Origin of the sequence: Pseudarthrobacter sp. PvP004 (genome assembly GCF_017876035.1) — a bacterium.
GTDB classification, from domain to species: Bacteria; Actinomycetota; Actinomycetes; order Actinomycetales; family Micrococcaceae; genus Arthrobacter; species Arthrobacter aurescens_A.
On sequence record NZ_JAGINL010000001.1, the window covers coordinates 271,104 to 298,103 of the forward strand.

The 27,000-nt window shown below is 62.7% G+C and carries 28 protein-coding genes and 2 pseudogenes; 13 read left to right on the forward strand and 17 right to left on the reverse strand.

What is annotated here, in order from left to right:
- The first annotated feature begins 3 nt into the window (after positions 1-3).
- Complete coding sequence (locus J3A64_RS01130) at positions 4-876, forward strand: carbohydrate ABC transporter permease (protein ID WP_011775751.1); 873 nt, start codon at positions 4-6, stop codon at positions 874-876.
- 27 nt (positions 877-903) lie between these two features.
- Positions 904-2,301 carry a glycoside hydrolase family 32 protein gene (locus J3A64_RS01135; protein ID WP_210063472.1) on the forward strand — a complete coding sequence of 466 codons (1,398 nt, stop codon included), beginning with the start codon at positions 904-906 and terminating at the stop codon, positions 2,299-2,301.
- Positions 2,302-2,466: 165 nt separating this feature from the next.
- Here the strand turns inward: J3A64_RS01135 and J3A64_RS01140 are convergent, their stop codons facing one another.
- From J3A64_RS01140 to J3A64_RS01150, 4 genes and pseudogenes are all read right to left on the reverse strand, one after another.
- Positions 2,467-3,531, reverse strand: a complete 1,065-nt coding sequence (locus J3A64_RS01140) for a LacI family DNA-binding transcriptional regulator (RefSeq protein ID WP_014922500.1) — start codon at positions 3,529-3,531, stop codon at positions 2,467-2,469.
- 61 nt (positions 3,532-3,592) lie between these two features.
- Complete coding sequence (locus J3A64_RS01145; RefSeq protein ID WP_286176471.1) at positions 3,593-4,033, reverse strand: DUF2510 domain-containing protein; 441 nt, start codon at positions 4,031-4,033, stop codon at positions 3,593-3,595.
- A 51-nt stretch (positions 4,034-4,084) separates the two neighbouring features.
- Positions 4,085-4,180, reverse strand: a pseudogene (locus J3A64_RS23925) (DUF2510 domain-containing protein); the annotation flags it as partial.
- A complete protein-coding gene (locus tag J3A64_RS01150; protein WP_210063474.1) occupies positions 4,177-4,854 on the reverse strand; it encodes a DUF2510 domain-containing protein in 678 nt (225 codons plus the stop codon). The pseudogene J3A64_RS23925 and the gene J3A64_RS01150, both read right to left, overlap by 4 nt.
- A gap of 103 nt (positions 4,855-4,957) precedes the next feature.
- Here J3A64_RS01150 and J3A64_RS01155 point away from each other — a divergent pair, with 103 nt between their 5' ends.
- The 5 genes from J3A64_RS01155 to menD all read left to right on the forward strand — a co-directional run bounded on the left by J3A64_RS01155 (position 4,958) and on the right by menD (position 11,411).
- Positions 4,958-5,563 (forward strand): hypothetical protein, encoded by a 606-nt coding sequence (locus tag J3A64_RS01155; protein WP_286139775.1) that lies wholly within the window; start codon positions 4,958-4,960, stop codon positions 5,561-5,563.
- Between the two features lie 61 nt (positions 5,564-5,624).
- Entirely contained in the window at positions 5,625-6,641 is a 1,017-nt protein-coding gene (locus J3A64_RS01160) for an o-succinylbenzoate synthase (protein ID WP_014922496.1), read from the forward strand.
- 78 nt (positions 6,642-6,719) lie between these two features.
- Complete coding sequence (locus J3A64_RS01165; protein ID WP_210063475.1) at positions 6,720-8,807, forward strand: PhoX family phosphatase; 2,088 nt, start codon at positions 6,720-6,722, stop codon at positions 8,805-8,807.
- A 202-nt stretch (positions 8,808-9,009) separates the two neighbouring features.
- A complete protein-coding gene (locus tag J3A64_RS01170; protein ID WP_210063476.1) occupies positions 9,010-9,582 on the forward strand; it encodes a heme-binding protein in 573 nt (190 codons plus the stop codon).
- Positions 9,583-9,701: 119 nt separating this feature from the next.
- On the forward strand, positions 9,702-11,411 hold the full coding sequence (gene menD / locus J3A64_RS01175; protein ID WP_014922493.1) for a 2-succinyl-5-enolpyruvyl-6-hydroxy-3-cyclohexene-1-carboxylic-acid synthase: 1,710 nt from the start codon (positions 9,702-9,704) through the stop codon (positions 11,409-11,411).
- A gap of 894 nt (positions 11,412-12,305) precedes the next feature.
- On the opposite strand, the gene J3A64_RS01180 is transcribed toward menD, so the two are convergent.
- From J3A64_RS01180 to J3A64_RS01195, 4 genes are all read right to left on the reverse strand, one after another.
- Positions 12,306-13,100 (reverse strand): amino acid ABC transporter ATP-binding protein, encoded by a 795-nt coding sequence (locus J3A64_RS01180; RefSeq protein WP_014922492.1) that lies wholly within the window; start codon positions 13,098-13,100, stop codon positions 12,306-12,308.
- A gap of 11 nt (positions 13,101-13,111) precedes the next feature.
- Positions 13,112-13,903 carry an amino acid ABC transporter permease gene (locus J3A64_RS01185; RefSeq protein WP_011775740.1) on the reverse strand — a complete coding sequence of 264 codons (792 nt, stop codon included), beginning with the start codon at positions 13,901-13,903 and terminating at the stop codon, positions 13,112-13,114.
- A gap of 104 nt (positions 13,904-14,007) precedes the next feature.
- Positions 14,008-14,805: an ABC transporter substrate-binding protein gene (locus J3A64_RS01190; RefSeq protein WP_011775739.1), complete on the reverse strand. Its 798-nt coding sequence runs from the start codon at positions 14,803-14,805 to the stop codon at positions 14,008-14,010.
- 158 nt (positions 14,806-14,963) lie between these two features.
- Positions 14,964-16,319 (reverse strand): isochorismate synthase MenF, encoded by a 1,356-nt coding sequence (locus J3A64_RS01195; RefSeq protein WP_011775738.1) that lies wholly within the window; start codon positions 16,317-16,319, stop codon positions 14,964-14,966.
- 91 nt (positions 16,320-16,410) lie between these two features.
- Here J3A64_RS01195 and J3A64_RS01200 point away from each other — a divergent pair, with 91 nt between their 5' ends.
- The 5 genes and pseudogenes from J3A64_RS01200 to J3A64_RS01215 all read left to right on the forward strand — a co-directional run bounded on the left by J3A64_RS01200 (position 16,411) and on the right by J3A64_RS01215 (position 20,986).
- Positions 16,411-17,172: a demethylmenaquinone methyltransferase gene (locus J3A64_RS01200; RefSeq protein WP_011775737.1), complete on the forward strand. Its 762-nt coding sequence runs from the start codon at positions 16,411-16,413 to the stop codon at positions 17,170-17,172.
- A gap of 29 nt (positions 17,173-17,201) precedes the next feature.
- The gene (locus tag J3A64_RS01205; protein WP_210063477.1) at positions 17,202-18,545 is read left to right on the forward strand and encodes a geranylgeranyl reductase family protein; all 1,344 of its coding nucleotides are present in this window, start codon (positions 17,202-17,204) and stop codon (positions 18,543-18,545) included.
- Between the two features lie 9 nt (positions 18,546-18,554).
- Positions 18,555-19,658: a polyprenyl synthetase family protein gene (locus J3A64_RS01210; protein WP_011775735.1), complete on the forward strand. Its 1,104-nt coding sequence runs from the start codon at positions 18,555-18,557 to the stop codon at positions 19,656-19,658.
- Between the two features lie 446 nt (positions 19,659-20,104).
- Positions 20,105-20,248: pseudogene (locus tag J3A64_RS24040) on the forward strand (hypothetical protein); the annotation flags it as partial.
- Between the two features lie 150 nt (positions 20,249-20,398).
- A complete protein-coding gene (locus tag J3A64_RS01215; protein ID WP_286176128.1) occupies positions 20,399-20,986 on the forward strand; it encodes an endonuclease domain-containing protein in 588 nt (195 codons plus the stop codon).
- Positions 20,987-21,064: 78 nt separating this feature from the next.
- Here the strand turns inward: J3A64_RS01215 and J3A64_RS01220 are convergent, their stop codons facing one another.
- Both J3A64_RS01220 and J3A64_RS01225 read right to left on the reverse strand, forming a co-directional pair.
- On the reverse strand, positions 21,065-21,487 hold the full coding sequence (locus J3A64_RS01220) for a hypothetical protein (RefSeq protein WP_210063478.1): 423 nt from the start codon (positions 21,485-21,487) through the stop codon (positions 21,065-21,067).
- A 13-nt stretch (positions 21,488-21,500) separates the two neighbouring features.
- On the reverse strand, positions 21,501-22,172 hold the full coding sequence (locus tag J3A64_RS01225; RefSeq protein WP_210063479.1) for a trimeric intracellular cation channel family protein: 672 nt from the start codon (positions 22,170-22,172) through the stop codon (positions 21,501-21,503).
- Between J3A64_RS01225 and J3A64_RS01230 the strand changes: the two genes are divergently transcribed.
- The gene (locus J3A64_RS01230) at positions 22,173-22,937 is read left to right on the forward strand and encodes a sirohydrochlorin chelatase (RefSeq protein WP_210063480.1); all 765 of its coding nucleotides are present in this window, start codon (positions 22,173-22,175) and stop codon (positions 22,935-22,937) included. It begins immediately after the preceding gene.
- Positions 22,938-22,946: 9 nt separating this feature from the next.
- Here the strand turns inward: J3A64_RS01230 and J3A64_RS01235 are convergent, their stop codons facing one another.
- From J3A64_RS01235 to J3A64_RS01265, 7 genes are all read right to left on the reverse strand, one after another.
- A complete protein-coding gene (locus J3A64_RS01235) occupies positions 22,947-23,423 on the reverse strand; it encodes a hypothetical protein (RefSeq protein WP_210063481.1) in 477 nt (158 codons plus the stop codon).
- 11 nt (positions 23,424-23,434) lie between these two features.
- Positions 23,435-23,887: a hypothetical protein gene (locus J3A64_RS01240; RefSeq protein WP_286176130.1), complete on the reverse strand. Its 453-nt coding sequence runs from the start codon at positions 23,885-23,887 to the stop codon at positions 23,435-23,437.
- A gap of 33 nt (positions 23,888-23,920) precedes the next feature.
- On the reverse strand, positions 23,921-24,397 hold the full coding sequence (locus J3A64_RS01245; protein WP_210063482.1) for a hypothetical protein: 477 nt from the start codon (positions 24,395-24,397) through the stop codon (positions 23,921-23,923).
- Entirely contained in the window at positions 24,394-24,675 is a 282-nt protein-coding gene (locus J3A64_RS24045) for a hypothetical protein (RefSeq protein ID WP_374100557.1), read from the reverse strand. The genes J3A64_RS01245 and J3A64_RS24045 overlap by 4 nt, the downstream gene beginning before the upstream one ends.
- Positions 24,596-25,423, reverse strand: coding sequence for a hypothetical protein (locus J3A64_RS23560; protein WP_286176131.1), 828 nt, complete (start codon positions 25,421-25,423; stop codon positions 24,596-24,598). The genes J3A64_RS24045 and J3A64_RS23560 overlap by 80 nt, the downstream gene beginning before the upstream one ends.
- A 264-nt stretch (positions 25,424-25,687) precedes the next feature.
- Positions 25,688-26,506, reverse strand: coding sequence for a hypothetical protein (locus J3A64_RS01260; RefSeq protein WP_210063485.1), 819 nt, complete (start codon positions 26,504-26,506; stop codon positions 25,688-25,690).
- Positions 26,507-26,586: 80 nt separating this feature from the next.
- On the reverse strand, positions 26,587-26,982 hold the full coding sequence (locus J3A64_RS01265) for a DUF6507 family protein (RefSeq protein WP_210063486.1): 396 nt from the start codon (positions 26,980-26,982) through the stop codon (positions 26,587-26,589).
- Between the last annotated feature and the right edge of the window lie 18 nt (positions 26,983-27,000).

The window sequence follows — 27,000 nt, forward strand, 5'->3', positions numbered from 1 at the left end:
GCCATGACCACCATTCAAGAACGTGTCACCACCACGGCGCCTGTAGTCACGCGGAAGAAGCGCGACTGGTCAGTGGCCGTCCGCGTCGTCGTCTTGCTGATCGCGTCCGTCTTCGTCCTGGGCCCTGTGCTGTGGACGCTGTCCACCTCGCTGCGTCCGCCGTCGGAATCCTTCCAGCTGCCGCCCGCCTTCCTGCCGCTGAACCCGGACCTGACCTCCTATGAGCAAGTGTTCAAGCAGCTCAACATCGTGGCACTGGTAGTGAACAGTGCGCTGGTGACGGGTCTGATCGCGGTAGGGCAGATGATTACCGCAGCACTGGCAGGGTACGCCTTCGCCCACCTCAAGTTCCGGGGACGCGGCGCGCTGTTCTCGATCGTGCTGGCCACCATGATGGTGCCCGCGCAGGTCACGATCGTTCCCGTGTTCATGCTGATCCGCGGCGTCGGACTCTCCGACACGCTGCTCGCGCTGATCATTCCGGCCATCCCGACGGCGTTCGGCACCTTCCTGATGCGCCAGTACTTCATGGGGTTGCCGGGCGAGCTCGCTGAAGCGGCCGCGATCGACGGCGCCTCGCCGTGGCGGACGTTCCGTTCCGTGTACGCACCGCTGGCCATGCCGGGCCTGGCGATCGTGGGCATCCTGGCGTTCAACTTCCACTGGAACGAGTTCTTCAGGCCACTCATCATGACCATTTCCGAGCAGAACTTCACCCTTCCGCTGGGCCTGGTCTCACTCCAAGGCAACCTCGGCACCGGAAGCATCTCCGTGGTCCTGGCCGGCGTTGTCCTCTCCATGATTCCCGCGCTGGTGGTGTTCATGTTCGGCCAGCGCGCGCTGCAGGACGGACTCACCGCAGGCACGGGCAAGTAACTTTCCGCTCTTTTGAAAGGGGTTCCGTTGACGGACCTTGCACTGTTTGATTCCCTGTTGGCTGCCTCGACGCACCCGGATCCCGCGTTCCCGCGCTTCCACCCGCGTCCGGCACAGGGCTGGATCAACGATCCCAACGGCATCAGCTACATCAACGGCCGCTATCACGTGTTCTTCCAATACAACCCGGACTCCGCCCGGCACTCGCAGATCCAGTGGGGGCATGTGAGCTCTCCGGACCTGGTGCGTTGGGAAGAGCACTCCGTAGCGCTTTCGCCTCAAGCAGGCGGGCCGGACTCCGCTGGATGCTGGACAGGCGTGGTGACCTCCGATGATGGCGTGCCCACCGCGGCCTACTCCGGGATCAAGGACCATGGCGGCCATTCCCAGGTGGTGATTGCACGCGGTTCCTCCGACCTTGTGACGTGGAAGCAGGACGGGCACGTTGCTGCGTCGATGCCCGCTGATCCGCTGGTCACCGCTGTGCGCGATCCCTTCATTTTCCGCTTCAACGGCGCACGATACGCCATGCAGGGAGCGGGCCTCTCCGACGGGCGCGCTGCCTTGCTGTTGTACACGGTTGAGGACATGGATTCCTGGCAGTACCAAGGGATTTGGCTGACCACTGCTGATCCCGTGGCAGCTCAGCACACGCCCGCCGAGATCTGGGAGTGCCCGCAGCTGGTGCAGGTACCTTCCGGCGAATGGGTCATGATGTTCTCCCTATGGCTCTCCGGCGACGACCACGAGCACGCCAACGGGGTAGGGCATTTGATTGGGTCCCTGACCTCGGATCCCGCGACCGGGCTGCCTGTGTTTATGCCCTCTTCCGGGGGAAAGTCCGATCTTGGCCGCGACTTCTATGCCCCGCAGATCGTGCAGCTCTCTTATGGTTCGGCTGACGCTGCGCCTGGCTCTGCGCCTGCTGCGTTGCTGTGGGGGTGGGCCAACGAAGGTCCCGGTCGCGACGGTCGCCGGGGCCGCACTCAAGAAGAAATTGACGACGCCGGGTGGTCGGGTGTGTTGACGCATCCCCGCGTTTTGTCCGTGGTGGACGGGGCGCTCGCCGTTTCTCCTGCGCCCGAGGTTGAGGCGTACCGGGGTGCTTCCGTGGTTACGGGTGCTGCTGGTTCTGTTGCGTTGCCGGGGTTCGCCGAGGTCCTGGTTCGCGGTGATGCCAATTCAGTATCCGGAGCCGTGGAACTGCTGCTCGGTTCCGGCACCGATGCGCAGGTGGTCTACTCGGGTTCCTTGGCCGCGGGGGAGGAGCTGCGGATTTTCCTCGATGCTTCCCTCGTGGAGGTTTACCGCGCCGGTTCCGTGGCTACGACCCTCCGGGCCTACCCGGCTCCGGGGGAGGAATGGCAGCTTACCTTGCCCGCCGGCGCGACTGCCGACGTATGGGAGTTGACGCTCCCCGCCTAAGCGGCAGGCCGTCGTCGTGCGTCCGTTGCGAGGCCGGCTTTGCAGGTTATAGGTGTGTCGAGGGGTGTAGAGCGGGCCTCGCAACGAGGGGGCTGCGTGTTGCGAGGCCGGCTTTGCAGGTTATGGGTGTGTCGAGGGGTGCAGAGCGGGCCTCGCAACGAGGTGTTAGCGGGTGGGGGCGGGTCCTGTGGACTCGCGCACCACTAAGCGGCAGGGAACCATCGTTTCGACGGTGGTTCCCTTTCCTGCTGTGTGGGTGCCCTCGCCCGCGCCCTCGATCGCGTCCAACAGCGTGGTCATGGCGGCACGGCCGATCTCCCGCAGGGGCAACGCCATGGTGGTGAGGGCGGGGATCATGGTGTCGGCGATCCGGGTTTCGTCGTCGTAGCCCATGATGGACAGGTCCTCGGGAACACTGAGTCCCAGACGCGCGGCAGCGAGGGCAACTCCGATGGCCAGGCGGTCGTTCGCGCACATGATGGCCGTGGGCCGATCAGCCGGGGACGCGCCGTCGAGCAGTTTCATGGTGCCGCGGTAGCCGGCGTCGATATCCCAGCCGGCCATGAAGATTCGGTCCTCACGGATCGGGGCGTCGGCCGCGGTGTGCGCGTCCCTGTAGCCCTGAACGCGCAGCGGGGCTGCGGGCGAATCCTCCGAACCGGCAAGCAGTGCGATGTCCCGATGGCCCAACTGCAACAGGTGTTCCGTGGCCTGCCTGCCGCCGGTGACCTCGTCCGGGATGACGTGATGCAGCTGCGGCTGGGGATGGTCGTCGTAGCAGTTGGCCAGGACGGACGGGACACGGAGCATCCCTTGAGGAACCTCGATGGGCTTCAGGCCAACGGTCACATACATGAGCCCGTCAACCTGCCGGTCCAGGAGGGTCTCAACGGCGCTCGCATCCCTGGCGGCATCGCGCTCCGTGTCCATGACCACAGTGACGAATCCCCGGCTACGGGCAACATCGTCTGCGCCACCAATGATGTTGCCGTCAAAGGGGCTGACCACTACTTCGTCGGACAGGATGCCGATCACACGAGAGCGCTGGTTCCGCAGGCTCAGGGCAATAGCGTTGGGGGAGTAGTTCAACTCTAGTGCAGCCTGCCGGATCCGGTCCTGACTTTCCTTGGCCACGTTCCCGTCGCCACGTCCATTCAGAACCAGCGAGACCGCGCTCCTGGACACACCCGCCCTCTTAGCGACGTCCAGTGCAGTGGCCTTGCGGTTCATGGAAGTCCTTCCGTCCTTTATTGTCAGCAGTCTACCTAACGCGTGTGAGGATCCTGTGGGGTCAAGCCGGGTAACCCAATTCACGCAACGCGGCCCCCATGAAATCCAAAGCCTTGATAGTCCCTGCGACGAAATAGAGTCCCCATGCCGCGAGGATGACCACCAGTGGCCACAAACCCCGCCGTGGAGCCACCTTGTGGATTACCACCGACCGTCCAATGACATAGGGGATCCCTCCCAGAAAGGACCATGCCCAGTGGAATGGTCGCACGACGCCCGTTCTTAGCAAGCGTCGGGTATCAAGCAGGGCCAGCACCACCGTGGAGCAATAGGTGAAGACCAATCCACCCCAGATCAGGAAGTAGCCAGTACTGATGATCGTGGCGGGGTCCAGAGTGAGGGTGCCGTTCCGGGTGTAGGTACGGATCTCGATATGCCACGTCAGCATGAGTAGCCCCGGCAGGAAAGGCAGGACGGCAAGAAGCCAGATGTACGGATTCATAACGCTCTGGCCTTGGCGAAGCATCGGGCGCTGAATCGCTGGACGTGGGACCCCTGCAGGTACCACGTTGTCTACCCACTCGGTACCGTTCCACCATCGGAGGCTGTGGGGGTCCCGAGCATCTGCATACCACCCGGGTACTGTCACGTCTGGACCGAATACCCCAGCTGGGAATACACGGACTGCATGAAGTTGGCCGTCCAAATCCCGGTAATGACCATACTGATAACAAACACGGCAATGGTGGCCCAAACCGGCCAAAGCCCGCGCTTAGGCGCCACCTTGTTCACAATCACTGAGCGGCCGATCACGTACACAAGCGCGCTAAGGAACGCCCACGCCCAGTGGAAAGGGCGGACGACGCCGGACTTGAGGAGGCGCTGACGGTCCAGGTACGCGAAGAAAACCGAGAGGCCATAGAACAGGAAGCCTGAACCCATCAGGAGGAAGTATCCGGGGGTGTACATCGCAAAGGGGTCAACGGTGGTAACGCCCTCCGGGGTGGTGATCATCCTGAACTCCGGCTGCCAGGTGAACAACAGCAGGACGGAGACCAGCGGCATCAAAGTGATCGCCCAGATGAACGGGTTGTACACCGGAGTTTGTGGGTTGAGCTCAGGGCGCGGCGGCTGGACCGGTTGTTGGAACTGGGCGGGCGCCTGGAACTGACCGGGCGCCTGGAACTGACCCGGCTGTTGGAACTGGGCGGGCGCCTGGTGCGCCGTCCACGCGTGTCCATCCCACCACCGGACGCTGCGCGGATCCGAAGGGTCCGGGTACCAGCCGGGAGGCGTCGTCGAACCTGGCATTGATTGAGTCATAATTCCCCCGCAATGAGTCGTGATTCTGAGAATATCGCGATTGCGGTCTCTCGCTTGCCACAAGCCCCTCCACAGACGTCGCGTGGCGGTGTATGGATTGAACATGAGCTTCTTCGACGACTTCCCCGAGCCGCCAGCCCAGCCGCGTCAACCGCAACCGATCCGACCCGGGTGGTTCGGTCCGCCGTCGGACGAGTTGCCCGGCATCGCGCACGGCGGGTTTGTTCACAAGAGCGCTCGCACGGTGATTGTGCTGAAACTGGTGGAGGTGTACTCCACGGGTTGCGTGTTGGACGTGGTGTGGTCCGTGCTGCGCGGCAACGAATCGGACCAGGAATGGCGGGAGATCGTGGAGGAGAGCTACAACCATCCGCGATCAAGCCTGGACACCAGGACGGGACTCCAACTGGGTGTCGCCATGGCAGATGGACGAAAGGCCGTGGCTGCTGTCCACGGACCGTCGGCCTTCGAAGATACTGACGATTTCACCGGGCCCGTGCTGACAACCCTTGGAGGTGGCGGAGGAAGCAATAACGCCGAGTTTGTCCAGTTCACGGGCCGATACTGGCTGTGGCCGCTGCCCGTGGAGGGGGATACGACGTTGGTGGCTCAGTGGGATGCGCTGGGGATTCCGGAAAGCTCACTCGTCCTGCCCGGACCGGACCTGGCCCAAGCGCTGGAAAGTGTGCGCAAGTACTGGACTGAGTAAGTTTTCCACATAGCCGGATTGGCCTGGATTGGGGGCGGGAGGCCGCCGGTACAGTGGCAATATGCCTGCACTTCCCTCCCTCGAAGAACTCCTCGATTCCGCCCACGTAGTCTCGCTGCCCATGCGCGTGAAGTTCCGCGGCATCATGGAGCGCGAGACACTCCTTTTAAGGGGACCGCTCGGCTGGGGTGAGTTCTGTCCGTTTCCCGAATACGACGACGACGAATCCTCCCGCTGGCTGGCCGCCGCCTTGGAAGCTGGTTGGCTAGGTTTCCCCGCGCCATTGCGGGACAGAATACCGGTCAATGCCACCGTTCCCGCTGTCCCGGCAGAGCGCGTACCGGAGGTGCTGGCGCGCTACGGCAGGGTGGACGCCGTCAAGATCAAAGTTGCCGAGCGGGGCCAGGAATTAGCGGACGACGTCGCCCGGGTCAATGCAGTGCGCGAGGCCCTTCCCGACGCCGCAATCCGGGTGGATGCCAACGGGGGATGGGACACGGACCAGGCCGTGGAAGCCTTGGGCAAACTTTCCACGGTTGAACTCGAGTATGCCGAACAACCCGTCCCCACCATCGACGGCCTGGCCAAGGTCCGCCGTCGGCTCGCCGCCGCCGGCACGCCAGTACTCATCGCCGCGGACGAGAGCGTACGCAAAGAAGAGGACCCCCTGCGTGTTGCCCGGGCAGGCGCCGCTGACCTCATCGTGGTCAAGGTCGCACCACTCGGGGGAGTCGCACGGGCACTGGACATCGTGAACCAGGCCGGGCTGCCCGCCGTCGTGAGTTCTGCCTTGGACACCTCGGTGGGCATCCGTGCGGGGCTGGCACTGGCGGCCGCCCTGCCATCCCTTCCCTACGCCTGCGGTCTTGGCACCGTCTCGCTGTTCGCTTCGGACATCACACTGGACCCGCTGGTGGCCGACGACGGCGCCATTCAGTTACGCGATACAGTCGCCGATCCCGGGCTGCTTGAGCAGTACGCGGCACCGGGGGAGCGCCGGGACTGGTGGCTGGACCGACTCCGCCGAGTGCACACCGTATTGGCGAGAAACCAGCACGGTTTGTTCACCGGGTCTTAACCAGAGAGACCTCTCAGATTTGGTTTCCGCTGAAAGGCTCAGCGGGAACCCCGTACATCCTCTGGAAGGTCTTCCCCCATGTCTGAAACCACCGGACGCACGTTTCCGCTGCTCCCCATGCTCGGCCACACCAAAGGCAAGCGCAGCGCCGTTACCTGTGCTTTGAAGTGCGACAACGCCTGCTCGGGCGATGTCTGCAACACCAGCGCCAACGGCTACTTCCGCGACATCGCTTCAACGGCCATGTCCCGCCGCGCCGCCCTGGGGCTCGGTGCCGCAGGTGCGCTCGCCGTCGTACTCGGTGGTGCCGTGACTGGTGGCGACGCCGCCGTGGCTGACTCGGGCAACGGACTCTCTGACGCTGCAAAGAAGGGCTTCGACAAGTCCAAGCTCAAGTTCACCGCCATCAAGCCGGTAGACGCAGCAGTGGATGCCTTCACTGTTCCGGAGGGGTTCGACTGGAAGCCGATCATTCGCTGGGGCGACCCCCTCTTTGCCGACTCCCCGGCTTTCGACCTGAACGCGCAGACTGCTGCAGCACAGGCCCGCCAGTTCGGTTACAACAACGACTACACGGACATCCTGCCTATCCCGGGCTCTAAGGATCGCCGTGCCGTCCTGTTCACCAACCACGAGTACACCAACGAGAACATCATGCTGCCCGAGGGCTTCGACCCCGCAGAGGCACGCGCCATCGGCCGTGCCGGGCATGGCCTCGCCGTGGTGGAACTCGAGCGCAAGAACAAGAACAAGCCGTGGAGCTACGTTCAGGGCGCACCCCTGAACCGTCGCTTCCTCACCGACACTGTCTACGAGCTCACCGGACCCGCAGCAGGCACCAACCTGGTCAAGACCATCGACGACCCCGCCGGCCGCTGGATCAAGGGCACGCTGGGCAACTGCGCAGGCGGAACCACCCCATGGGGAACCATCCTCTCCGGAGAAGAGAACTTCAACGGCTACTTCGCAGCCCCTGGCACCAGCGACGGAGACAAGCGCTACGGAATCACCTCGAAGGCAACCACCCGTCAGTGGGAACTTGACGAGCCGCGCTTCGACACCCGCAACTCCGGCTACGCCAACGAAACCAACCGCTTCGGCTGGATCGTGGAAGTAGACCCGTTCGATCCCACCTCCACCCCCAAGAAGCACTCCGCCATGGGACGCTTCAAGCACGAGGGCGCCAACGTCATCGTCTCTCCCTCCGGACGGGTAGTGGCGTACATGGGTGACGACGAGCGCTTCGATTACCTCTACAAGTTCGTTTCCAAGGGCAAGTACCAGGCCGGCGACTCCAAGGAAGCCCGCAAGAACAACATGAACCTCCTCTCCGAGGGTGACCTGTATGTTGCGAAGTTCACAGGGGACTCGCCTGCGGACATTGACGGCACGGGCAAGCTCCCCGCAGACGGTGCATTCGACGGCACCGGTGAATGGCTGCCCCTGGTGGTCAACGGCACCTCCGCTGTGCCGGGCATGACCGTTCCCGAGGTCCTTGTTTACACCCGTTTGGCTGCCGATAAGGTTGGCCCCACCAAGATGGACCGTTGCGAAGACGTTGAGCCCAACCCGCGTACGGGCAAGGTCTATGTCGCCTGCACCAACAACACGGACCGCGGCAAGCCGGGCAAGGAAGGCGCCACGGAGGTCAACCCCCGCACGCTCAACCGTGACGGTCACGTTGTGGAGATCACTGAAGGACGCGAGCAGACGGGCACCAAGTTCAACTGGAACCTCCTGTTGATAGCCGGCGATCCCAGCAAGAACACCTCCGCGTACTTCTCCGGATTCCCGGCCGACAAGGTCTCGCCCATCTCCTGCCCGGACAACGTGGCCTTCGACTCCGTCGGCAATCTCTGGATTTCCACGGACGGCGCCCCCGGCACCATTGGCTACGCGGACGGCCTGTTCAAGGTCACCCTCGAAGGTCCCGAGCGCGGCAAGGTGGAGCAGTTCCTTGCTGTCCCGCGCGACGCCGAGACCTGTGGCCCGATCATTCACGACGAAGAGCGCACTGTGTTCGTATCAGTCCAGCACCCTGGTGAGGACGGCTCCTTCGCCGCGCAGAACTCCTTCTTCCCGGACTACGTCCCGGCTGGCGCCACCCCCGCTGCCGGTGCCGCACGGGCACCTCGCCCCTCGGTGGTCCAGGTCTTCCGGAAGTAACGCCTGGCCCTCCCGTTTCTGACGAATGCTCTCCCACCCGGGCTCCCCGGGAGGGAGAGCATTTCGTCTTGCCGACCCTCTCTCACATCCCACGTGCTTGTGGCGTGACGCTCTCTCACATCCCACGTGCTTGTGGCGTGACGCTCTCTCACATCGGGTTCTATGGTGGCCTGCGCCTTGGCGGCGTAGGGTCGGTTGGACCATGACTGAACAGCAGCCGTACGATCTGGTCCAGCAGTATCCACACTTCGAGCTGCGCCGCTATCCCGCGCATGTACTCGCGGAGGTGGAAGTCCACGCCGCGTTTGATCGTGCCGGGAACGAGGCCTTCCGTTATCTTTTCAACTACATCAGCGGCAGCAACACCAGTAGACAGAAGCTGTCCATGACTGCGCCGGTCATTCAGGAGAGTGGAACGTCGGAGGAACTGGTCATGACGGCACCGGTCCTACAGAGCGGCCCCATTCCGGGGGCCGATCAGGACTACGTCGTTGCCTTTGTCCTGCCAGCCGGACTGACAGTAGAGACTGCTCCTGTACCTGACGAGTCCAGGGTCAAAATCCGTGAGGTGCCTGGGGCGTTATCTGCTGTAGCCCGATTCACAGGCAACGGATCAGCCGCGGCCTTTCAACGCCATACTGTAGCGCTGACGGAGGCCCTTCAGCTGGCTGATCTGACACCCATCGGTTCGCCCAGGTTCGCGCGTTTCGACCCTCCCTTCAAGCCTTGGTTCCTCCGCCACAACGAGGTAGTTCTGGACGTGAAGGAACCCTAACGGCACCGGGGTGAGAGAGGGATGGCCGGAAGGGCTAGGGACGTGAGAGACCGTTGGCCGGAAGGGCTAGGGATGTGAGAGAGGGATGAGGGGCCGGGCGGCGCCAATAGACTGGAACGGTGACTTCCCAGGACTCTCTGACATCCATCGGCGCCGCACGGATCGCTGTTACAGCACTGCTCGACGGCGGTGTGCGGCACGTGGTGGTAGCGCCGGGTTCGCGCTCAGCACCCATGGCCTACGCCTTGGCGGAAGCGGAAGCTGCGGGCCGCGTCCGGCTCCACGTCCGCATCGATGAGCGCGACGCAGGGTTCACCGCGCTGGGCCTTGCCCTCTCCACTGAGGCGCCGGTTGCCGTGGTGACAACCTCCGGCACGGCGGTGGGCAATCTTCTGCCGGCAGTCATGGAGGCCAACCATTCAGCTGTCCCGGTGGTCGTCATCTCCGCAGACCGGCCGGAAGAACTTCACGGGACCGGGGCCAACCAGACCACCATCCAACTGGACCTTTTCGGCGATCACGTCAGATTCGCCGTCGACGTCCCGGCCGGTGACCACCCGCAGAAGGCTGTTGCCACCGCGCTCTACGCTGCCACCGGGGCCCTCGAAGATACACCTCCGGGCCCTGTCCAAGTGAATCTCGCCTTCCGTGATCCCTTGGTACCGGCGGACGGCGACGCCCTTCCGGCCGCCGCGGGACACGGCGTGTTCCACTACGACGCCGGTCCCCAAGCACTGAACCTTCCGGCAGCATCCGGCGAACTCGCTGAGCGACGCACCGTGGTCCTCGCGGGCCATGACGCCGGTCCCGTAGCCGAGGCCTTTGCCCGCGCCCATGGCCTGCCCCTGCTGGCCGAACCTTCGTCCAACGCGCGCTTCGGGCCGAACGCAGTAGGGCCTTACCGGGTATTGTTGGCACACTTCGGTCCTGATTCCCCGACGCCGATCGAACGTGTGGTCCTGTTTGGTCGCGCTACTCTCTCCCGCCCGGTGGCTTCCCTTCTGGCGCGTGAGTCTGTTGTGTCTGCTATCTACCAGCCCGTCCCCGTTGCTTGGTACGAAGAGGGCCGACGTCGCGAAACCCCTATCGAAACTCTTCCCGAGCTCGCCGACTTCGCCGGCCGTGGCTCCGCCGAATGGCTCGATTCCTGGCTCCTCGCTGGTGCTGCCGCCCAGCATGGCCTGGATGGTGTGCTCGCGGGGGAAGACCTCGCCAACGGTCCGTCCGTTGGGGCCACGGTCTGGGAGCATTCCCGCGGGCAGTTGGTGCTCGGTTCCTCCAACGGGATCCGCGACGTCGACCTCGCCGGCCAACCCCACCCCGAACCCATCGCCACCGTGTACGCCAACCGCGGACTGGCCGGTATTGACGGCACCATCGCCACAGCCACAGGAATCGCCTTGGGCAGCGGACGCGAAACCACGGTCCTTCTGGGCGACGTCACTTTCCTCCACGACGCCGGCGGACTGCTCCTCGGCCACGGCGAGCCCGTGCCGGATCTCCGCATCGTGGTGCTCAACGATTCCGGCGGTGCCATCTTCAGCCTCCTCGAACACGGTGCGGTGGAGGACTCAGGCGCCTATGGCACCGCCGTCGAGCGCCTCTTTGGTACCCCGCACTCAGTGGGCATCGGGGCACTCGCGGCGGCGTACGGCGTCGGGCATCAGACGGTGAGCACGACGGCGGAACTCGCCGCGGCCCTCAAGTCGCCGCTGAAGGGACGCACCATTGTGGAAGTCCGCGTAGACCGCTCGGGCTTGCGGGCACTCCATGCCCGGATCAAGGAAGCCGTCTCGGCCGCAGTGGGCCAAGTCCTTACGGCCGGCTAGCCCCGCTCCGCCTACCCGCACCCGTTGCCGCTGTTTGCACCCGTTCGCGCTGGTGCGAATGGCGCGAAGGGGTGCGCCGTGGTTGAACGAGTAGTGCGCCGGGCGTCGCCGGGCGTGTGCGGGCGCGGGGCGTGTGTTGTGTGTTGGTCGCACCCGTTGCCGCTGTTTGCACCCGTTGCCGCTGGTGCGAATGGCGCGAAGGGGTGCGCCGTGGTTGAACGAGGGGTGCGCCGGGCGTGTGCGGGTGCGGGGTGGTGCGGGGCGTGTGTTGTGTGTTGGTCGCACCCGTTGCCGCTGTTTGCACCCGTTGCCGCTGGTGCGAATGGCGCGAAGGGGTGCGCCGTGGTTGAACGAGGGGTGCGCCGGGCGTGTGCGGGTGCGGGGTGGTGCGGGGCGTGTGTTGTGTGTTGGTCGCACCCGTTGCCGCTGTTCGCACCCGTTGCCGCTGGTGCGAATGGCGCGAAGGGGTGCGCCGTGGTTGAACGAGGGGTGCGCCGGGGTTCGTGCGGGTGCGGGGTGGCGCGGGGCGTGTGTTGTGTGTTGGTCGCACCCGTTGCCGCCGTTTGCACCGGTTCCCGCTGGTGCGAATGGCGCGAAGGGGTGCGCCGTGGTTGAACGAGGGGTGCGCCGGGCGTGTGCGGGCGCGGGGTGGTGCGGGGCGTGTGTTGTGTGTTGGTCGCACCCGTTGCCGCCGTTTGCACCGGTTCCCGCTGGTGCGAATGGCGCGAAGGGGTGCGCCGTGGTTGAACGAGGGGTGCGCCGGGCGCGAAAGGGCGCGCCAACGGCGCGCGAAAGGGCGTCGAACGCAAAAACGGGAGGGTGACACCCCCATATGGGTGTCACCCTCCCGTTTCGGTGGCGCTAACGACTGTGCGCGGCTAGTGCCACAAAGGGTTATTCGTCCACCACGTCGATGTGCGTGGGGTCGAGGACGCGGCGCAGGAATTCCTTGGTGCGCGGCTGGGTGGGAGCGCTGATGACGTTCTCCGCAGGCCCTTCTTCCACCACAACGCCGGCGTCCATGAACACCACGCGGTCAGCAACTTCGCGGGCGAAGCCCATCTCGTGCGTGACCACCAACATGGTCATGCCTTCCTGGGCCAGCTTGCGCATGACGGCCAGGACATCGCCCACGGTTTCGGGGTCGAGGGCAGACGTCGGCTCATCGAAGAGCATGAGCTGCGGGTCCATGGACAGTGCCCGGGCAATGGCGACGCGCTGCTGCTGGCCACCGGAGAGCTGGTCCGGGTAACGGTCAGCCAAATGGCCCAGGCCGACGCGTTCCAGGTTGCGGCGCGCGACGTCCCCGGCCTCTGACTTGGACCGCTTGAGCACCTTCATCTGGGAGATGGTGCAGTTGTCCAGGACGCTGAGGTGCGGGAAAAGGTTGAAGTGCTGGAACACCATGCCGACGCTCTGGCGCATCCGGTTGAGGTCCACATCGGGGTCAGTGGCCTCGAACTTGCCCACGTTGATGGTTCCTGCGTTGGGCTGCTCCAGCAGATTGACGCAGCGCAGGAGGGTGGACTTGCCCGAACCCGAAGGTCCGATCAAGCAAACAACCTGGCCCGGTTCGACCGTCAGCGAGATGCCTTTGAGAACTTCGTTGCTGCCGTAGGACTTGCGCAGATCCTTGATATTGACGCCGGCGGCGCGAACGGTGGCCGTGCTCCCATTGGAGTTATTCATGACTGTCCTGCCTATCGCTTGGTCCGCGCGGAGCGGCTTTCGAACTTCCGTGCCAGGAGGCTCAAGGGGATGGTGATGACCAGGTAGAAGGCACCGGCCACAAGCAGCGGCGTGAGGCCTGCGCCGAGGCTGGAGATGCCGTCGCGGCCAAACTTGGTGAGCTCGTACTGGGAGGCGGTGAGGCCCAGGACGTAGATCAGCGAGGAGTCCTTGGTGAGCAGGATGATCTCGTTGGTCAGTGGGGGAAGAACGATCTTGAACGCCTGGGGGATGACGATTGACACCATTGCCCGCCAGTGAGGCATGCCCAGCGAACGCGCGGCTTCCATCTGGCCCTTGGGCACGGCCTGGAGGCCGGCGCGCAGGGTTTCAGCGATGTAAGCGGCGGCAACCATACCCAGTGAAACCATCACGATGATGTTGACGTCCCACTGGATTCCGAAGGCCAAGGGAACACCGTAGCCAAACGCGATGAAGACCAGCAGAGCCGGAACACCGCGGAAGAACTCGATGTAGCCCGTGGCAAGCCAGCGGTACAGCGGGAAGGAGGAAAGCTTCATCAGGGCGAGCAGGAGGCCGCCGGAGAGGCCCACCACAAAGCCCAGGAAAGTGTAGATAAGGGTGTTCTTGAGGCCCACCAGGAAGATATCCGGGAACATGGGGCCGATCTTGGCGAAGTTGAAGACGCTGGTGCCAACCGTCTTCCAGTCCACGGCAATAATCACGGCGGCCACGGCCACAACAAAGATTCCGGCCTGGACGTACAAACTGACTTTGGCTCGTTGACGTGCAGTCATTGCCATGGGGTTCTCACATTCATGTTGCGCAGGTGGGGCCCCGAAAGGACCGTTTCAACAGATCGTTTCGGGGCCCGCCTGCGTGGATCTTGGAGGAGCCGGGGCTCGGACTACTTGGTGGCTTCGCCGAACCAGGTGGTCTCGAATTTCTTCAGCGTTCCGTCGTCGGTGATGCGCTTCAGCGTGGCGTTCACGGCATCCGCCATGGCGGTGTTGCCCTTCTTGATGGAGATGCCCAGCTTCTCGCCCGTTGCGTAGTCTTCCACGCGCTTGAGGTTGGAGTCGTCCTTGATGGCGTAGCCAAGTACGGACTGGTTGCCGACGGCGGCGTCAATGGTGCCAGCCTTGAGGGCCTGGACCAGGAGGCCGGAGTCTTCGAACTGCTGGGCGTCGATTCCCTTGTCCTTGGCGTACTGGGCGCCGGTGGTGGCCTGCTGGACGCCAACCTTCTTGCCCTTTGCGCCATCGAGGTTGTCGATGCCGGAGGCGGACGTGGCCACGAGGGTCAGGTCGTCGTCCAAGTACGGGGTGGAGAAGTCCATGACGTTCTTGCGGACGTCCGTGATGGAGATCGAGGAGATGGAGACGTCGCAACCGGTCAGTGCGGTGCCGGTCTCGATTGCTTCGAAGGAGCTGTCCACTACGTTGAGTTCGGCCTTGACGTCCTTGGCGAGCTCGGCGGCGATGTCCATGTCGAAGCCAACGATCTTGCCGTCCTTCTGGAATTCGAAGGGCTCGTAGGGAACGTCCGAGCATACGGTGAGCTTGCCGGCGTTGATGAGCTTGAGGCCCGACTCAGAGGACGCGGCCGGGGTGGAGGAACCACCACAGGCGGTCAGGGCCAGTGCGCCTGCTGCGAGCACGGCGGCAATCTTGGTGCCGGACAGAACCGAACGGGAGATCTGCATGTTGTTTACCTTTTGTTGCGGTGGATGCTGAACTGAGTCGGTTTTAGTGTAGCGCCGAACGTGAGATGTGCATCACAGGAAACGAAGTTTCACTATTGGATAACAAGTTTACCCACTTATCAACCCCGCAAGCAGCGGCCCTGTCTGGAATCCCAGATTCAGCGCTTGATGCCCAGCGCTTCAAGCATCGGCCTGAATTTGGCCCACGTTTCTGCCAATTCCGCCTCGGGCTGTGAGCCCTCAACGATGCCGCAACCTGCGTACAGGCGCACCGTGTTGGCGTCTTCGATGACCGCGCCACGCAGTGCGATGCCCCATTCGCCGTTCCCCGCAGCATCGAGCCAGCCGACCGGCCCGGCGTAGGGTCCGCGATCCAGATGTTCCAGTTTGCGGATCAAAGCCCCGGCCACCAACGTGGGCGTTCCGCAGACCGCCGCGGTGGGATGCAAAGCATTGATCAAGGCCAGGCACGTGGGCACGTGACCCTCGATGTCTGCGAGCTCAGCCTTCACATCGGAGGCCAGATGCCACACATTGGGCAGCTCAAGGATGAAGGGCTCGCTATGGGAATTCATCGCTTCGGAGAAAGGAGCCAGTTGCCGCGTCAGAGAATCAATGGCGATCTCATGTTCGTGCCGCTGCTTCTCCGAACCGGCCAGGACTCGTTCCGCATATTCCATGGGGGAGCCGTCCATACCGTCCGCATCACGGCGATCCAAGGTTCCTGCCAACACACGCGCCTGTGCGGTGCGCCCCTCCACCTGAATCAGCATTTCCGGCGTAGCACCCACCAGTCCGTCGACGCCGTAGGTCCAGCATTCGCGGTACCTTGCGGCGAGCTGACGAAGCACCTCCGCGGCGTTGACGCCCTCGGGAAGGTTGGCCACGACGTCCCGCGCCAACACGAGCTTCTCCAGCTTCCCGGCGCGGATTTCCTCCACACCGTTGGACACGGCCTGCATCCAAGCGGCCTCACTCAAGGAGCCACGGCTGAGGTGACCGGCGGAACCGTCCGCCGCAATAGCGTCGGGTGAGAGTCCGACGTCGGGCCCTCCGCTCGCTGAACCGTCGCCGTTAGGCTCGGGCTCGGTCAGCCAGCGGTCCACCGAGGCGAGAACGCTTGCCTCGGTGAGGGGGCCGTCGTCGAACGTTAGCTGGGTGGCCCAGGCGCGGCCGTCGCGGATGCCAACCACAAGCTCGGGGAGGATCAGGCGGGAAACGTGGGGGGAGGTTTTGGAGAAGGCGAACGAGCCGAAAGCCACCGGACCAGTGCCTGGAACATCCACATGATCCGTGATTTCCGCCTCAAGAATGAGGTGCCGCCACCAAATGTCGGCTTCAAGGAATCGTTCGGGGCCTGTGGTGTTGAAGCGGGTCAGTTCGCCATAGCCCACCAGGCCGGCCTCGCGGCGGGACCAGCAGAGGACGTCGTCCCGCACCAGAAACGACGGCAGCCCCCCGGAGGATGATTCGACATCGAGGGGGACTGTCAAGGTACGGAGCGTGCTCGTCATGATGGAACAACAGTACTCCCGCGCGCAGCCAGAATCTGAGCCGACTTCTACAGCGCAGCAAAGTCGGCTGAATGTCTGAGACAATTACAGGGTGAACCGAGCATCCTTGGAAAAGCGTCCGGACGAAGTTGCGACGATGTTTGATGATGTCGCCCCAAAATACGATGTCGTCAATGATGTCCTGTCCATGGGGCAGACGCGGCGTTGGCGCCGGATCGTGGTTGATGCCATGGATGTGAAGGTAGGCCAGAAGGTCCTGGACCTCGCCGCCGGAACGGGAACTTCCAGCGAACCCTACGCCGACGCGGGCGTGGACGTAGTGGCCTGCGACTTCTCCCTGGGCATGCTCAAGGTGGGCAAGCGCCGCCGCCCGGACATCGACTTCATTGCCGGTGACGCAACCAACCTGCCGTTCGCTGACAACAGCTTCGACGCTTCCACCATTTCCTTCGGCCTCCGCAACGTGGTGGAACCCCGCAAGGCCCTTGAGGAAATGCTGCGCGTCACCAAGCCCGGCGGCCGCCTGGTCATTGCCGAGTTCTCGCACCCCGTGGTTCCCCTGTGGCGCAACCTCTACACCGAGTACCTGATGCGCGCCCTCCCCGCCATCGCCACCAAGGTGTCCTCCAACCCGGACGCCTACGTGTACCTTGCCGAGTCCATCCGCGCCTGGCCGGACCAGGACCACCTGGCCCAGTGGCTCAGCGATGCCGGCTGGACGGACATCACTTACCGCAATCTCAGTGGCGGCATCGTTGCCGTGCACCGTGCGCAGAAGCCCGACGAGCACCGCGAAAGTGTTCCAGTGGCAAAGCTTCGCCGCCAGATCAAGCCGCGCCACCAGGCCGGCTGACCTCGTACTGCCTGCTTATTTAGGACGACGTGAAAGTACTGATTGTTGGCGCGGGCCCGGCAGGGTCCACCGCCGCGTATTACCTCGCCCAAGCGGGCGTCGATGTCACGGTGCTGGAAAAGACCTCTTTTCCCCGTGAAAAAGTCTGTGGCGATGGGCTTACTCCGCGCGCTGTCCGCGAAATTCAGAAGCTCGGACTGCCCCACGCTGTTTCGGAAGGGTGGAGGCGCAACAAGGGCCTTCGCCTCATTGCCGGTGGTCGCACCATCGAGCTGCCCTGGCCCGAGGTAGCCGACTTTCCCACGTACGGACTGATCCGGACCCGCCTCGGTTTCGACGAGGATCTGGCCCGTCACGCCCAGTCCGCGGGCGCCGTCGTGCTTGAACGCCACAGTGTCACCTCCGCGTTGACTGCGGACGACGGCCGCGTCATTGGCGCCCGGGCTTCCATCCTGGACGAGTCCGGGCGAAAGACGGGCGAAACGCGCGACTTCCACGCCGACGTCGTGCTCGCTGCGGACGGCAATTCGACGCGAACCGCTGTGTCGCTGGGCATGCACAAGCGCGACGACCGTCCGTTGGGCGTCGCCGTCCGTACTTACTTCACGTCGCCGCGTCACGACGACGACTGGATGGAAGGCTGGCTGGAACTTCCCGGCAAGTCCGGTAAGCCGCTGCCCGGATACGGGTGGGTGTTCGGCGTCGGTGACGGCACGTCCAATGTTGGCCTGGGCATCCTGAACTCGTCCAAGGAGTTCGGCAAGCTCGACTACAAGCAGGTCCTGCGCGAATGGACCGCCGGCATGCCTGCCGAGTGGGGATTCACGCCGGAAAACCAGGTGGGGGAGATCCGCGGCGCCGCGCTGCCCATGGGCTTCAACCGCACGCCGCACTACTCGCCCGGACTGCTCCTGCTGGGCGACGCCGGCGGCATGGTGTCCCCGTTCAACGGCGAGGGCATTTCCTACGCTATGGAATCGGCCCGGTTCGCGGCCGAGTTCCTGATTGACGCTTCGTCGCGCTCGGCTTCCGCCGGTTGGTCCACGCACGACGCCGATGCCCACCTTTCGCGGTATGCGGACTATGTTCGGGACCAGTGGGGATCGCACTTCACGCTTGGCCGTCTATTCGCTTCCTTGATTGGGAAGCCCGCCGTGATGAAACTGGCACTGCGCACGGGTATGCCCATTCCTGTCCTTATGCGTTTTGTGGTTCGAATGCTCGCGAACCTCACGGATCCGTCCGCGAAAGGCTTCGAAGACCGCGTGATCCGGGTCCTCGAGATGCTGGTTCCGGCCACCTCCAACACTTCCCCTGCCAGCGCCCTTACGCCGGTAGGCACCGACTCCGCGGTTTCCGCAACAACTAGTTAGGGTTAACCCGTGACGAACTCTGCCGAACACAGCTGGACGCATGCCGGACACGGCTTGCCGCAGACTGTTGAGCCTGCTCCCAACACCACTGCGATCGCAACGGGGCTCCAGCTGCCCGCCGGTTTTGCCGCCATTGCCGGTGATGCCGAGCTCGGCCCTGCCATCACCACCAACCTTGCCCGGGTGGAAAAGAAGCTCCGCGAAGCCATCTCCAACTCGGACCCCCTGGCTGACGCGACGTCGCGCCACCTGGTGGAAGCCGGTGGTAAGCGCATCCGTCCGCTGCTCACCCTGCTGTGCGCCCACCTTGGTGATGCTTCACGCCCCGAAGTTGTTCAGGCCGCTGTTGTAGTGGAACTGACACACCTTGCCACGCTGTACCACGACGATGTGATGGACTCCGCTCCGTTCCGCCGCGGCGCTCCCACTGCCCACGAAGTATGGGGCAACTCGGTGGCCATCCTTACCGGCGACCTCATCTTTGCCCGCGCCTCTATCCTGGTGTCAGAGCTCGGTTCCCGTGCTCTGGGTATTCAGGCGCGTACCTTCGAGCGCCTGTGCCTTGGCCAACTCCACGAAACTGTTGGACCGCGGGAAGACGAAGATCCCGTAGAGCACTACCTGTCCGTCATCGCAGACAAGACCGGCTCGCTGGTAGCAGCATCCGGTCAGTTGGGTGCGATCTTCGCCGGTGCCGACGAGTCCTACGAGGACCTGCTGGTGGAATACGGCGAGAAGGTTGGCGTGGCGTTCCAGCTTGCCGACGACGTCATCGATGTGACCGGCGTCAAGGTCAAATCCGGCAAGTCCCCGGGCACCGACCTCCGCGAAGGTGTTCCTACGCTGCCTGTCCTGCTACTCCGCCGCGATGCTGCTGCAGGGGATGCCTCCGCGATTGCTTTGCTGGAACTCGTTGACGGCGACTTGAGCTCCGACGAGGCCCTGGCTGAAGTTGTTGCCGGTCTGCGCGAACACCCCGTCACCGAGGAATCGTGGAAGATCGCCCGCCAGTGGTCCGCCGAGGCCGTTGCGGCTCTGGAGCCGCTGCCCGAGGGCGTTGTGAAGGCGTCCCTGACCAACTTCGCCCACGCGGTGGTAGACCGCAGCAGCTAGTTTTCTGTTTGCTTTGCCGCAGGCGTCCGGCCCTTGAGGGGCTGGGCGCCTGTTTTGTTGGCTGCCCGTGTACCGCAGCTACCTACTTTGGGTGGAATGGGGACTGCATGGCCCTCGTTTTACGGCGTGTCCGGCTTTCTTGGCTTCAAAGTGGGTGGTGGCCGCACAGCCGTTTCGGCGCCACCCTGGTTTAAAAAAGGAATGGCCCCGGTTCGTTGCAACGTTACGAGTCATACGCTGCACCGAACCGGGACCACAATCTCCGTTCGCATCAGACCCACCGGAGGCATTTAGTGGATCCGTGAAAAGCTTATGACAATCCTGTCATATATGCAACTTTCCACGTCAATGGTTTTTTCGTTCATGCAGCGTGATTTACAGGACGGCGTTGGTCCTCCATCACCTACTCAGACTTTGGGAAGCCCGGGACACGCCTGCCGCAGGGTGTGTCGCTGCATTCAAGACCTCAAAGTAGGTGGTGGCGGCCCGCGGGAGTTGTCCACATAAGGAACTTCTCAACAACTGCAGGCTTTACTCGCCGCATGCTCACGAATGCAGTCAGGGACGGCCGAGTGACCCGCCTTCATCGTGGCGTCTACACGTCAAGAAGAGCGGACCCCGACGTCGTTGCCGCCTTTCGAGCCGATGGCCTACTTACCTGCGTTTCAGCAGCTCGCTTCTATCGGCTTTGGACCCTTGGCGACCCCGGCTCTCTCCATCTGAGCTGCAGTACGGGCCAAGTGAGACGTGGTGTAGTCCACCACGGAGCCTGCCTGCACCCGGCACACTCGTATCTACCAGTTGCAGGGGTAGCCGATGTCCTGATCCACTCCCTCAGGTGCCTACCGGAACTTGAAGCACTGGTCATGGTGCAGAGCGCAGTTAGCCAAGCACTCCTGTCTACGGATTTCCTGAGATCGAAGCTTCCCGGCAACCGGAATGGCAAGGTCCGCGAGATCGTGGGTTGGGTTCTCCCTCGTGCCGACTCCCTCTTGGAGGTGTTGGCCCATACACACTTCACCCGGGCAGGTCTCAGAGTCCGTATGCATGTGGACGTACCAGGTGTGGGAGAAGTGGACTGTCTGATCGAAGACTGCCTGATTGTAGAACTCGACGGCGGCACCCACCTGGAGGGGAAACAGGTCAAGAAGGACCAATACCGGAACAATGCAGGCATCCTCGGCGGACTCATGACCCTGCACTACTACTATGCAGACGTAGTGCATCACCCTCAGCGGATGGTGGACGAACTCCTAGTGGTTCTGCGCAACCGGGAGACCGGCCGTTTCGGCCCGTTCCGATACATAGCCGGCCGACCGCCGTCGTAATCCTTCGCGAGAGGGGAACAAAAACAGCCCCCTCCCAACCCGGAATGGGTGAGAAGAGGCTGCTCGAAACCTGGAAAGTTAGTCTTCGTCGTTAAATGCCCACTCGAACATGTCGAACACGAACTCGGAGAACGTGCCCTCTTCGCTCTTCCACTGGCCGCGGGCGTTGTTGCGGCGCCACACGATGGGGTCCGGGATGCTGAGGTCGGCGGTGCGGAAGCCCCAGGTGAACTGCTCATCCTCGTCCTCAAGGAACATGAGGAAGCCTTCGTCGTCCACCTCGAGTTCCTCGGGGTCCCAGAAGTAGTGGTAGGCCTCCATGAGGTCCTCGCAGCCACCGATGGCGAGGTAGAACTCGCGCAGAACCAGCGGGATGGTGAAGGAGTGATCGGCCAGGGCGTCGTCCAGCTCGGCCGGCGTGAGGCCGTCTTCTTCCTGCCATTCATCCTCGAGATACTTTGGGACCAGCGCGCGGAACTTCTCGAGGAACATGTCAGTCATGCTCTTATCCTAGCTAATCCCGGGCACCCGAAATTGCGCCCCCACCGGTGCCTGCGCGATGCCATCCGCGCACAGCCAGGGGGACATACCAGCCGCGGCGCCAGGCGGTCACCCGGAAAGTGAAGACAACACCGGCAATGACACAGGCCGTAAGCCCGCTGAACAGGCCAAGGTGCCACAGCAACGTGGTCAGCCCCGCGCCCACGAAGGCGGGCAGCGCATAGATATCGCGGTTGTTGAACAGGGTGGGAATCTCGTTGGCCGTGATGTCACGGAGCAGACCGCCGCCCACTCCCGTGGTGACGCCCAACAGGATTGCGGCCACCGGGTTCATGCCCGCGCCGATTGCCTTCAGCGTGCCTGTGATGCAGAACAAGGCCAGCCCGCCGGCGTCGAACAGGGTCAGCAGAGAGGTGAAACGCTGCACGGAGGAAAACAAGTAATAAACCAGCAGGGCCGCCAGCACAGGCGGGGCGAGGTAGGCGGGGTTTGTGAAGGCGATCGGGGGTCCGGCGTCGATCACGATGTCGCGTATTACTCCACCGCCCAGCGCCGCGATGGAAGCGAGCAGCACTGAGCCAACAAAGTCGAACTGCTTCCGGGCGGCCAACAACGAGCCCGACACTGCAAAAAAGAACACGCCGATGAGGTCAAGCCAAAGAAGAACAATGTCAAAGGAAATCAAGTGGACTGGTTCTTTCTTAACGTGCTTAACAACAGGTGCTGGCTCAACGTTACGCTAGCTCCCATGAACAGCCCTGTTTTGATCGCTTGCGCCCACGGAACCCGCAATGCCGAAGGCCAGGCTGCCATCCGCCGTGTGATGGCAGAAATTGAGACCCTCCGCCCCGGCTTGCGCGTGGTTGAGGCGTACGTTGACGTGCAGGAACCGGAGCTGGGCGGAGTGGTGGAGGGCCTGCCGGAGGGGACTGCCGCCGTCGTCGTGCCGCTTTTGCTCTCTACCGGCTTCCACATCAAGGTGGACGTGCCCAAAGCGATCAAGACCCGGCCCGAGGTAGTGGCCGCAAGGCCGTTGGGCCCTGACCCGCGGCTGGCTGAGCTGTTGGCCACGCATTTGCGGGCGGCTGGACTGACCGAGAACGACGGCGTGCTGCTGGCTGCCGCGGGATCGTCCCTGCCGGACGGTTCGGTGGATTCAGAAGAGCAGGCGCGACTCCTCGCCGAGCTGCTGCCGAACAAGGTGCGCGTCGCCTATGGCGCCAGTGCCCAGCCAACAGTGCCCGACGGCGTCGCCTCCTTGCGTGCCGAACTCGCCGAAGACGGTGGGACAGGCAGGGTTTTCATTGCCTCCTACCTGCTGGCAACCGGCTATTTCCACGACCAGTTGGCCAAAGCGGGCGCGGACATTGTGGCTGCACCGCTTTTGCCGTCTCCTGTGTTGGCGGAGATCGCGCTGGAACGGTACGACGCAGTGTTGGCTAGCCGCTGACCACAGCGGTTAGGCATCCTCCGGGGTCCAAGTGGCGCCCTTCATTTCTTCTTTGAACCAGTCGGGGATGTGGTCTTCGTCCCGGGGGAAGAGGTATAGCTCTTGGGCGTACGTGTCGTTGACCGGTTCGCCGAGCTCCCAAACGGGCTTTTCTGTGTAGTTATAGTCGGCTTCCCAGCCATTTCCGGCTGGCGTGACGGTCAGGGTCATGGAAAGCCAAGAGCCCTTGCCAGGCTTGTACATCAACTCCCGTAGCGTCCGCGCCGCTATGACAACGCTCTTGTCGAGGTGCTTGCGCGTCATCTCGGTGCCATCCAAGTAGGCCTTAGCGATGGCACTTGCTGTTCCGCCTACTTCTGAGCGGACGTAAGCGAAGGTGTCCCACTCAATGTCCAAAGGCCGTGTCGTCCAAAGTCCTTCCGCAATGGTTCTCTCGAGTACTCGAGTTGTTTCGAAAGTGTCATGTGAGGTGGTTCCTTGCGTCATTTCTGGAAGCCCTAGTCGGAATCCGGGGTCCATGTGGCGCCCTTCATTTCTTCTTTGAACCAGTCGGGGATGTGTTCCTCGTCGCGGGGGAAGAGGTACAGCTCCTGGGCATAAGTGTCAGCGGACGGTTCACCGAGTTCCCAATGCGGTCTATCGTCGTAATTGTAGGAAGCCTCCCAGCCGTCTCCTTTGGGAGTGACTTTCAGAGTTATGGAAAGCCAGGTTCCTTTGCCGGGCCTGTACAGCACTTCCCTAAGCGTCCGGGCTGCTATAAGCACGTTATTGTCCACGTGGATGCGTTTCACCTCGGCACCGGCTAAGTAGGCCCTTGCGATGGAGCTTGCCCTGCTTCCGATTTCGGAGCGAACATATGCAAACTCATCCCATTGGATGTCTTGGGGCCGAACGGCCCAAAGTCCTTCAGCAGGTTCTCTCGAGTTCTCGAGTTGTTTCGAAAGTGTCATGTGAGGTGGTTCCTTGCGTCATTTCTGGAAGCCCTAGTCGGAATCCGGGGTCCATGTGGCGCCCTTCATTTCTTCTTTGAACCAGTCGGGGATGTGTTCCTCGTCCCGGGGGAAGAGGTACAGCTCCTGGGCGTAGGTGTCGTTGACCGGTTCTCCGAGTTCCCAAACGGGCTTTTCGGTGTAGTTGTAGTCTGCTTCCCAGCCGTCTCCTTTGGGAGTGACTTTGAGGGTCATTGAGAACCATGTGCCTTTGCCGGGCCTGTACATCACTTCCCGAAGATCATCGACTGTAAACAGGATTTCGTCCGCGAATGACGCTCGTTGTACGAGCTCACCATGGTCATAAATCTTGGTAATGGAGCTGCCGCGACTTCCTATTTGATTGTGGACATAAACGAGGGCATCCCACGCTCTGTCTGTAGGACGGATTGCCCAAATCCCCTCAGCGATGATGCGCTCATACTCCCGTGCTTGCTCAAATGGATCTTTGACGGGGCCTTTAGGTGTCATAGACTGCCTCCTCCGAGGATGATATTGAAGGTTTCGTTGATAAATTGGTCGTTACCGTTCGTGGCCCGTACTAGGAATTTTTCGGGGGTCTTCATGGACGGTCGTCTCAACACGTCAATCTGCAGATTGATTCTAGGCGGCGGTACTTCGAGCAACTTGTCGCGGAGCTGCATCTCTATCCTGTAGAAGTTCTTCCGGTTAACGGAGCTTCGGTTCAGTTCCTTTAGCATGCCAACGGTGTTGATGCGTTCGCCGATTCCGTCGAAGAGTCGCGCGATGAGGTGGCCGCCGTCGTAGTCGGGTGGAACGACGTCGGGATCCCAGTCGCCTATCTCGGCCATTGATTCCCTGCCGACCTTGTCCTTGGATGTATGGGGACCTTTGGCCGTCCCCGAGTTCGAGCCCCTCCACCTTGACGTGTTCCGTATGTCCTTCTCCATTGGTCTTGAACGTCACGTCACCTTTGACGCCCTCCACCTTGTACGTCATGTCCGGCAGCGGGTTGTTCAGGTCAGGGTTCAGTTTGTCCTTGACCTTGGTGATGACAGCTTCTTTGATGGTCCCGTTCGCATCCGTAATGAAGGTACCGCGGCCGGGCACCCGGTATTCGGTGTTGGGTGCGAAGCCTTCGGTGACTTTGGTCCAGGGAGTCCTGGGTCCGGGAACCATGGAATCGGGGACACGAACCACTTGCTGCACTGCAGGGTTCGAGGCATCGTGGAGCGGCGAAGGTTTGAGTTGGGCGATGACTTCGTGATGCTCCGCGGCTCTGCCGAGGGTGCCCATCGCCGGGGGACGGTAGGCGGCCTGGTCCAGGCGGTCGATGCCGTGAAGAACCTCCTCTGCCAGCCCGCCCAAAGGACCACGGCCCACCCCGGAGATGCCATCCGCTACACGGACTGCGCCAGCACCGTCGTCGAGGTGGTTGAGGAGGTTCGCGGATCCCTGCAACGGTGGTTTGATCAGGCTCTCCCAGGTGACAACCTTGACCGTAGTCATCACGTCAGTGATTTTTGCTACCGTCACTGAACGGAGTTCTCCTACTTTGGCAAGGCCTGGCAGTGTGCCGGGCAGACTTGCTAGGTTACCCGCACTGGCGAGACGCAGACCAAGTCGTTCAGCGAGGGATCCGGCTTTCAGGACGCCAGCCGTACCGAAGGAGACAACGAAGGCGCCAACATCCGCTGAGTTGCGGGTCAGGGCATATTCCCATTCGCCCTTTGACCATGCGTCCGCCTGGAATAAGTCCGGAAGGACCTTTCCCAACTGCTCAGCCGCAGCGTCCTGCTCCTACTGTTTCCCTGTGATTGCCCGGTCCAGCCAGATGCCAGGGGCTACAAACATGCCCACGTTCCAGAGCATGCTGCCCACACCACTCCAGGCGTCACCGAAATTTTGGGTGGTGAGGCCCAATTCCTTAATCTCGGGTTTCCACGCCAGCGACAACGGAGTCAATGAGTAGGCGCCGCCCACCAACTCCCACCCCGAGTCCAACAGGCCCTGCCCAGCACCCATCAAGCCCCGAAGTCTGGCCCGATCCACGGGTGCGCCCCAGGGGAGATCACCTTGTGCGCCCAATGCATCCAAAGTCCCGGCATCAACAGCATGAACATTGGATCCATCCGGCTTCGCCTGCGAATCGTTGATGTTCACATAATGTGTTCCGCCGTACTGGGCAGCGATCTTATTGGCACAGTCCTGCTCGGCTTCCATGAACCGAGCCTTGATGTTGTTAAGTTCAGCGAGCAGCCGGTTCTGCTCACTAACGAGCTCAGGAGCGGTGGCCCACTCGTCGCCCTTGAGCTCAATGCGTGAACTGAGGTTTCCGGAATCGCTCCTCAGGGCGTCGCTTCTCGTTTTGATGTCGCGGCAAGCGGAAGCGAAAACCGACAGGGCAGAAGCGACCATTGAAACGCCGCTATTGAGATCATCCGCCATGGTGGTAACTGGGGAAAAGGCCGCCAGAAGCTGTGGCTTCTCGGGTGTATCGAATGTCCCGGCCAAGGCGTTCAAGCCCGAGGCAGTGACCTGAACTGATGCCTCATACTTCGCCCCGGCAGTTGAAAGGGCAGCAGCTTGTGCGTCCAAAGCTTCCGGGTTGGGTATCACGGGCAACGCTGTGAGGTCGAGGCCCGGGACCCCACCCCTGGTGCTACACAAATCTCGTTGAAGGTAGTCATGTTGTCCCTTTAGCCAAGCTCCGCCGGGCGGTGACCTGCCCGCAGTGGCATGGCGCCGCCGTCGGACGCGCTGTTACCGGACGCGCTGTTACCGGCCGCGATGGCCGAGGCCTGGGCCTGCTGCGCCATGACGCTGTCTGCCTGAACGTACGCCATGAGGGCGTCGTTGGTTCCTTGGACGATTGCTGCGGACCTGCCGGCAATGAACTTGACCTTGAGTGCCAGTGACTGCTCTACGAATTCATTGAGCGCCTGAGCTACAAGACCGGTGCCGAGCACGGCCCCGACATCGGAAATGGCGGTTCCCACTGCCCTAGCCGCTTCGTTTTGCGCGTCGATGTTAGAGGCTGCGGTGGTGAGCACAGCGTGGGTGCCTGCGGTGTCAATATTCCAGTTGAGCGTCATCGTTCCCCGAAATAGCGT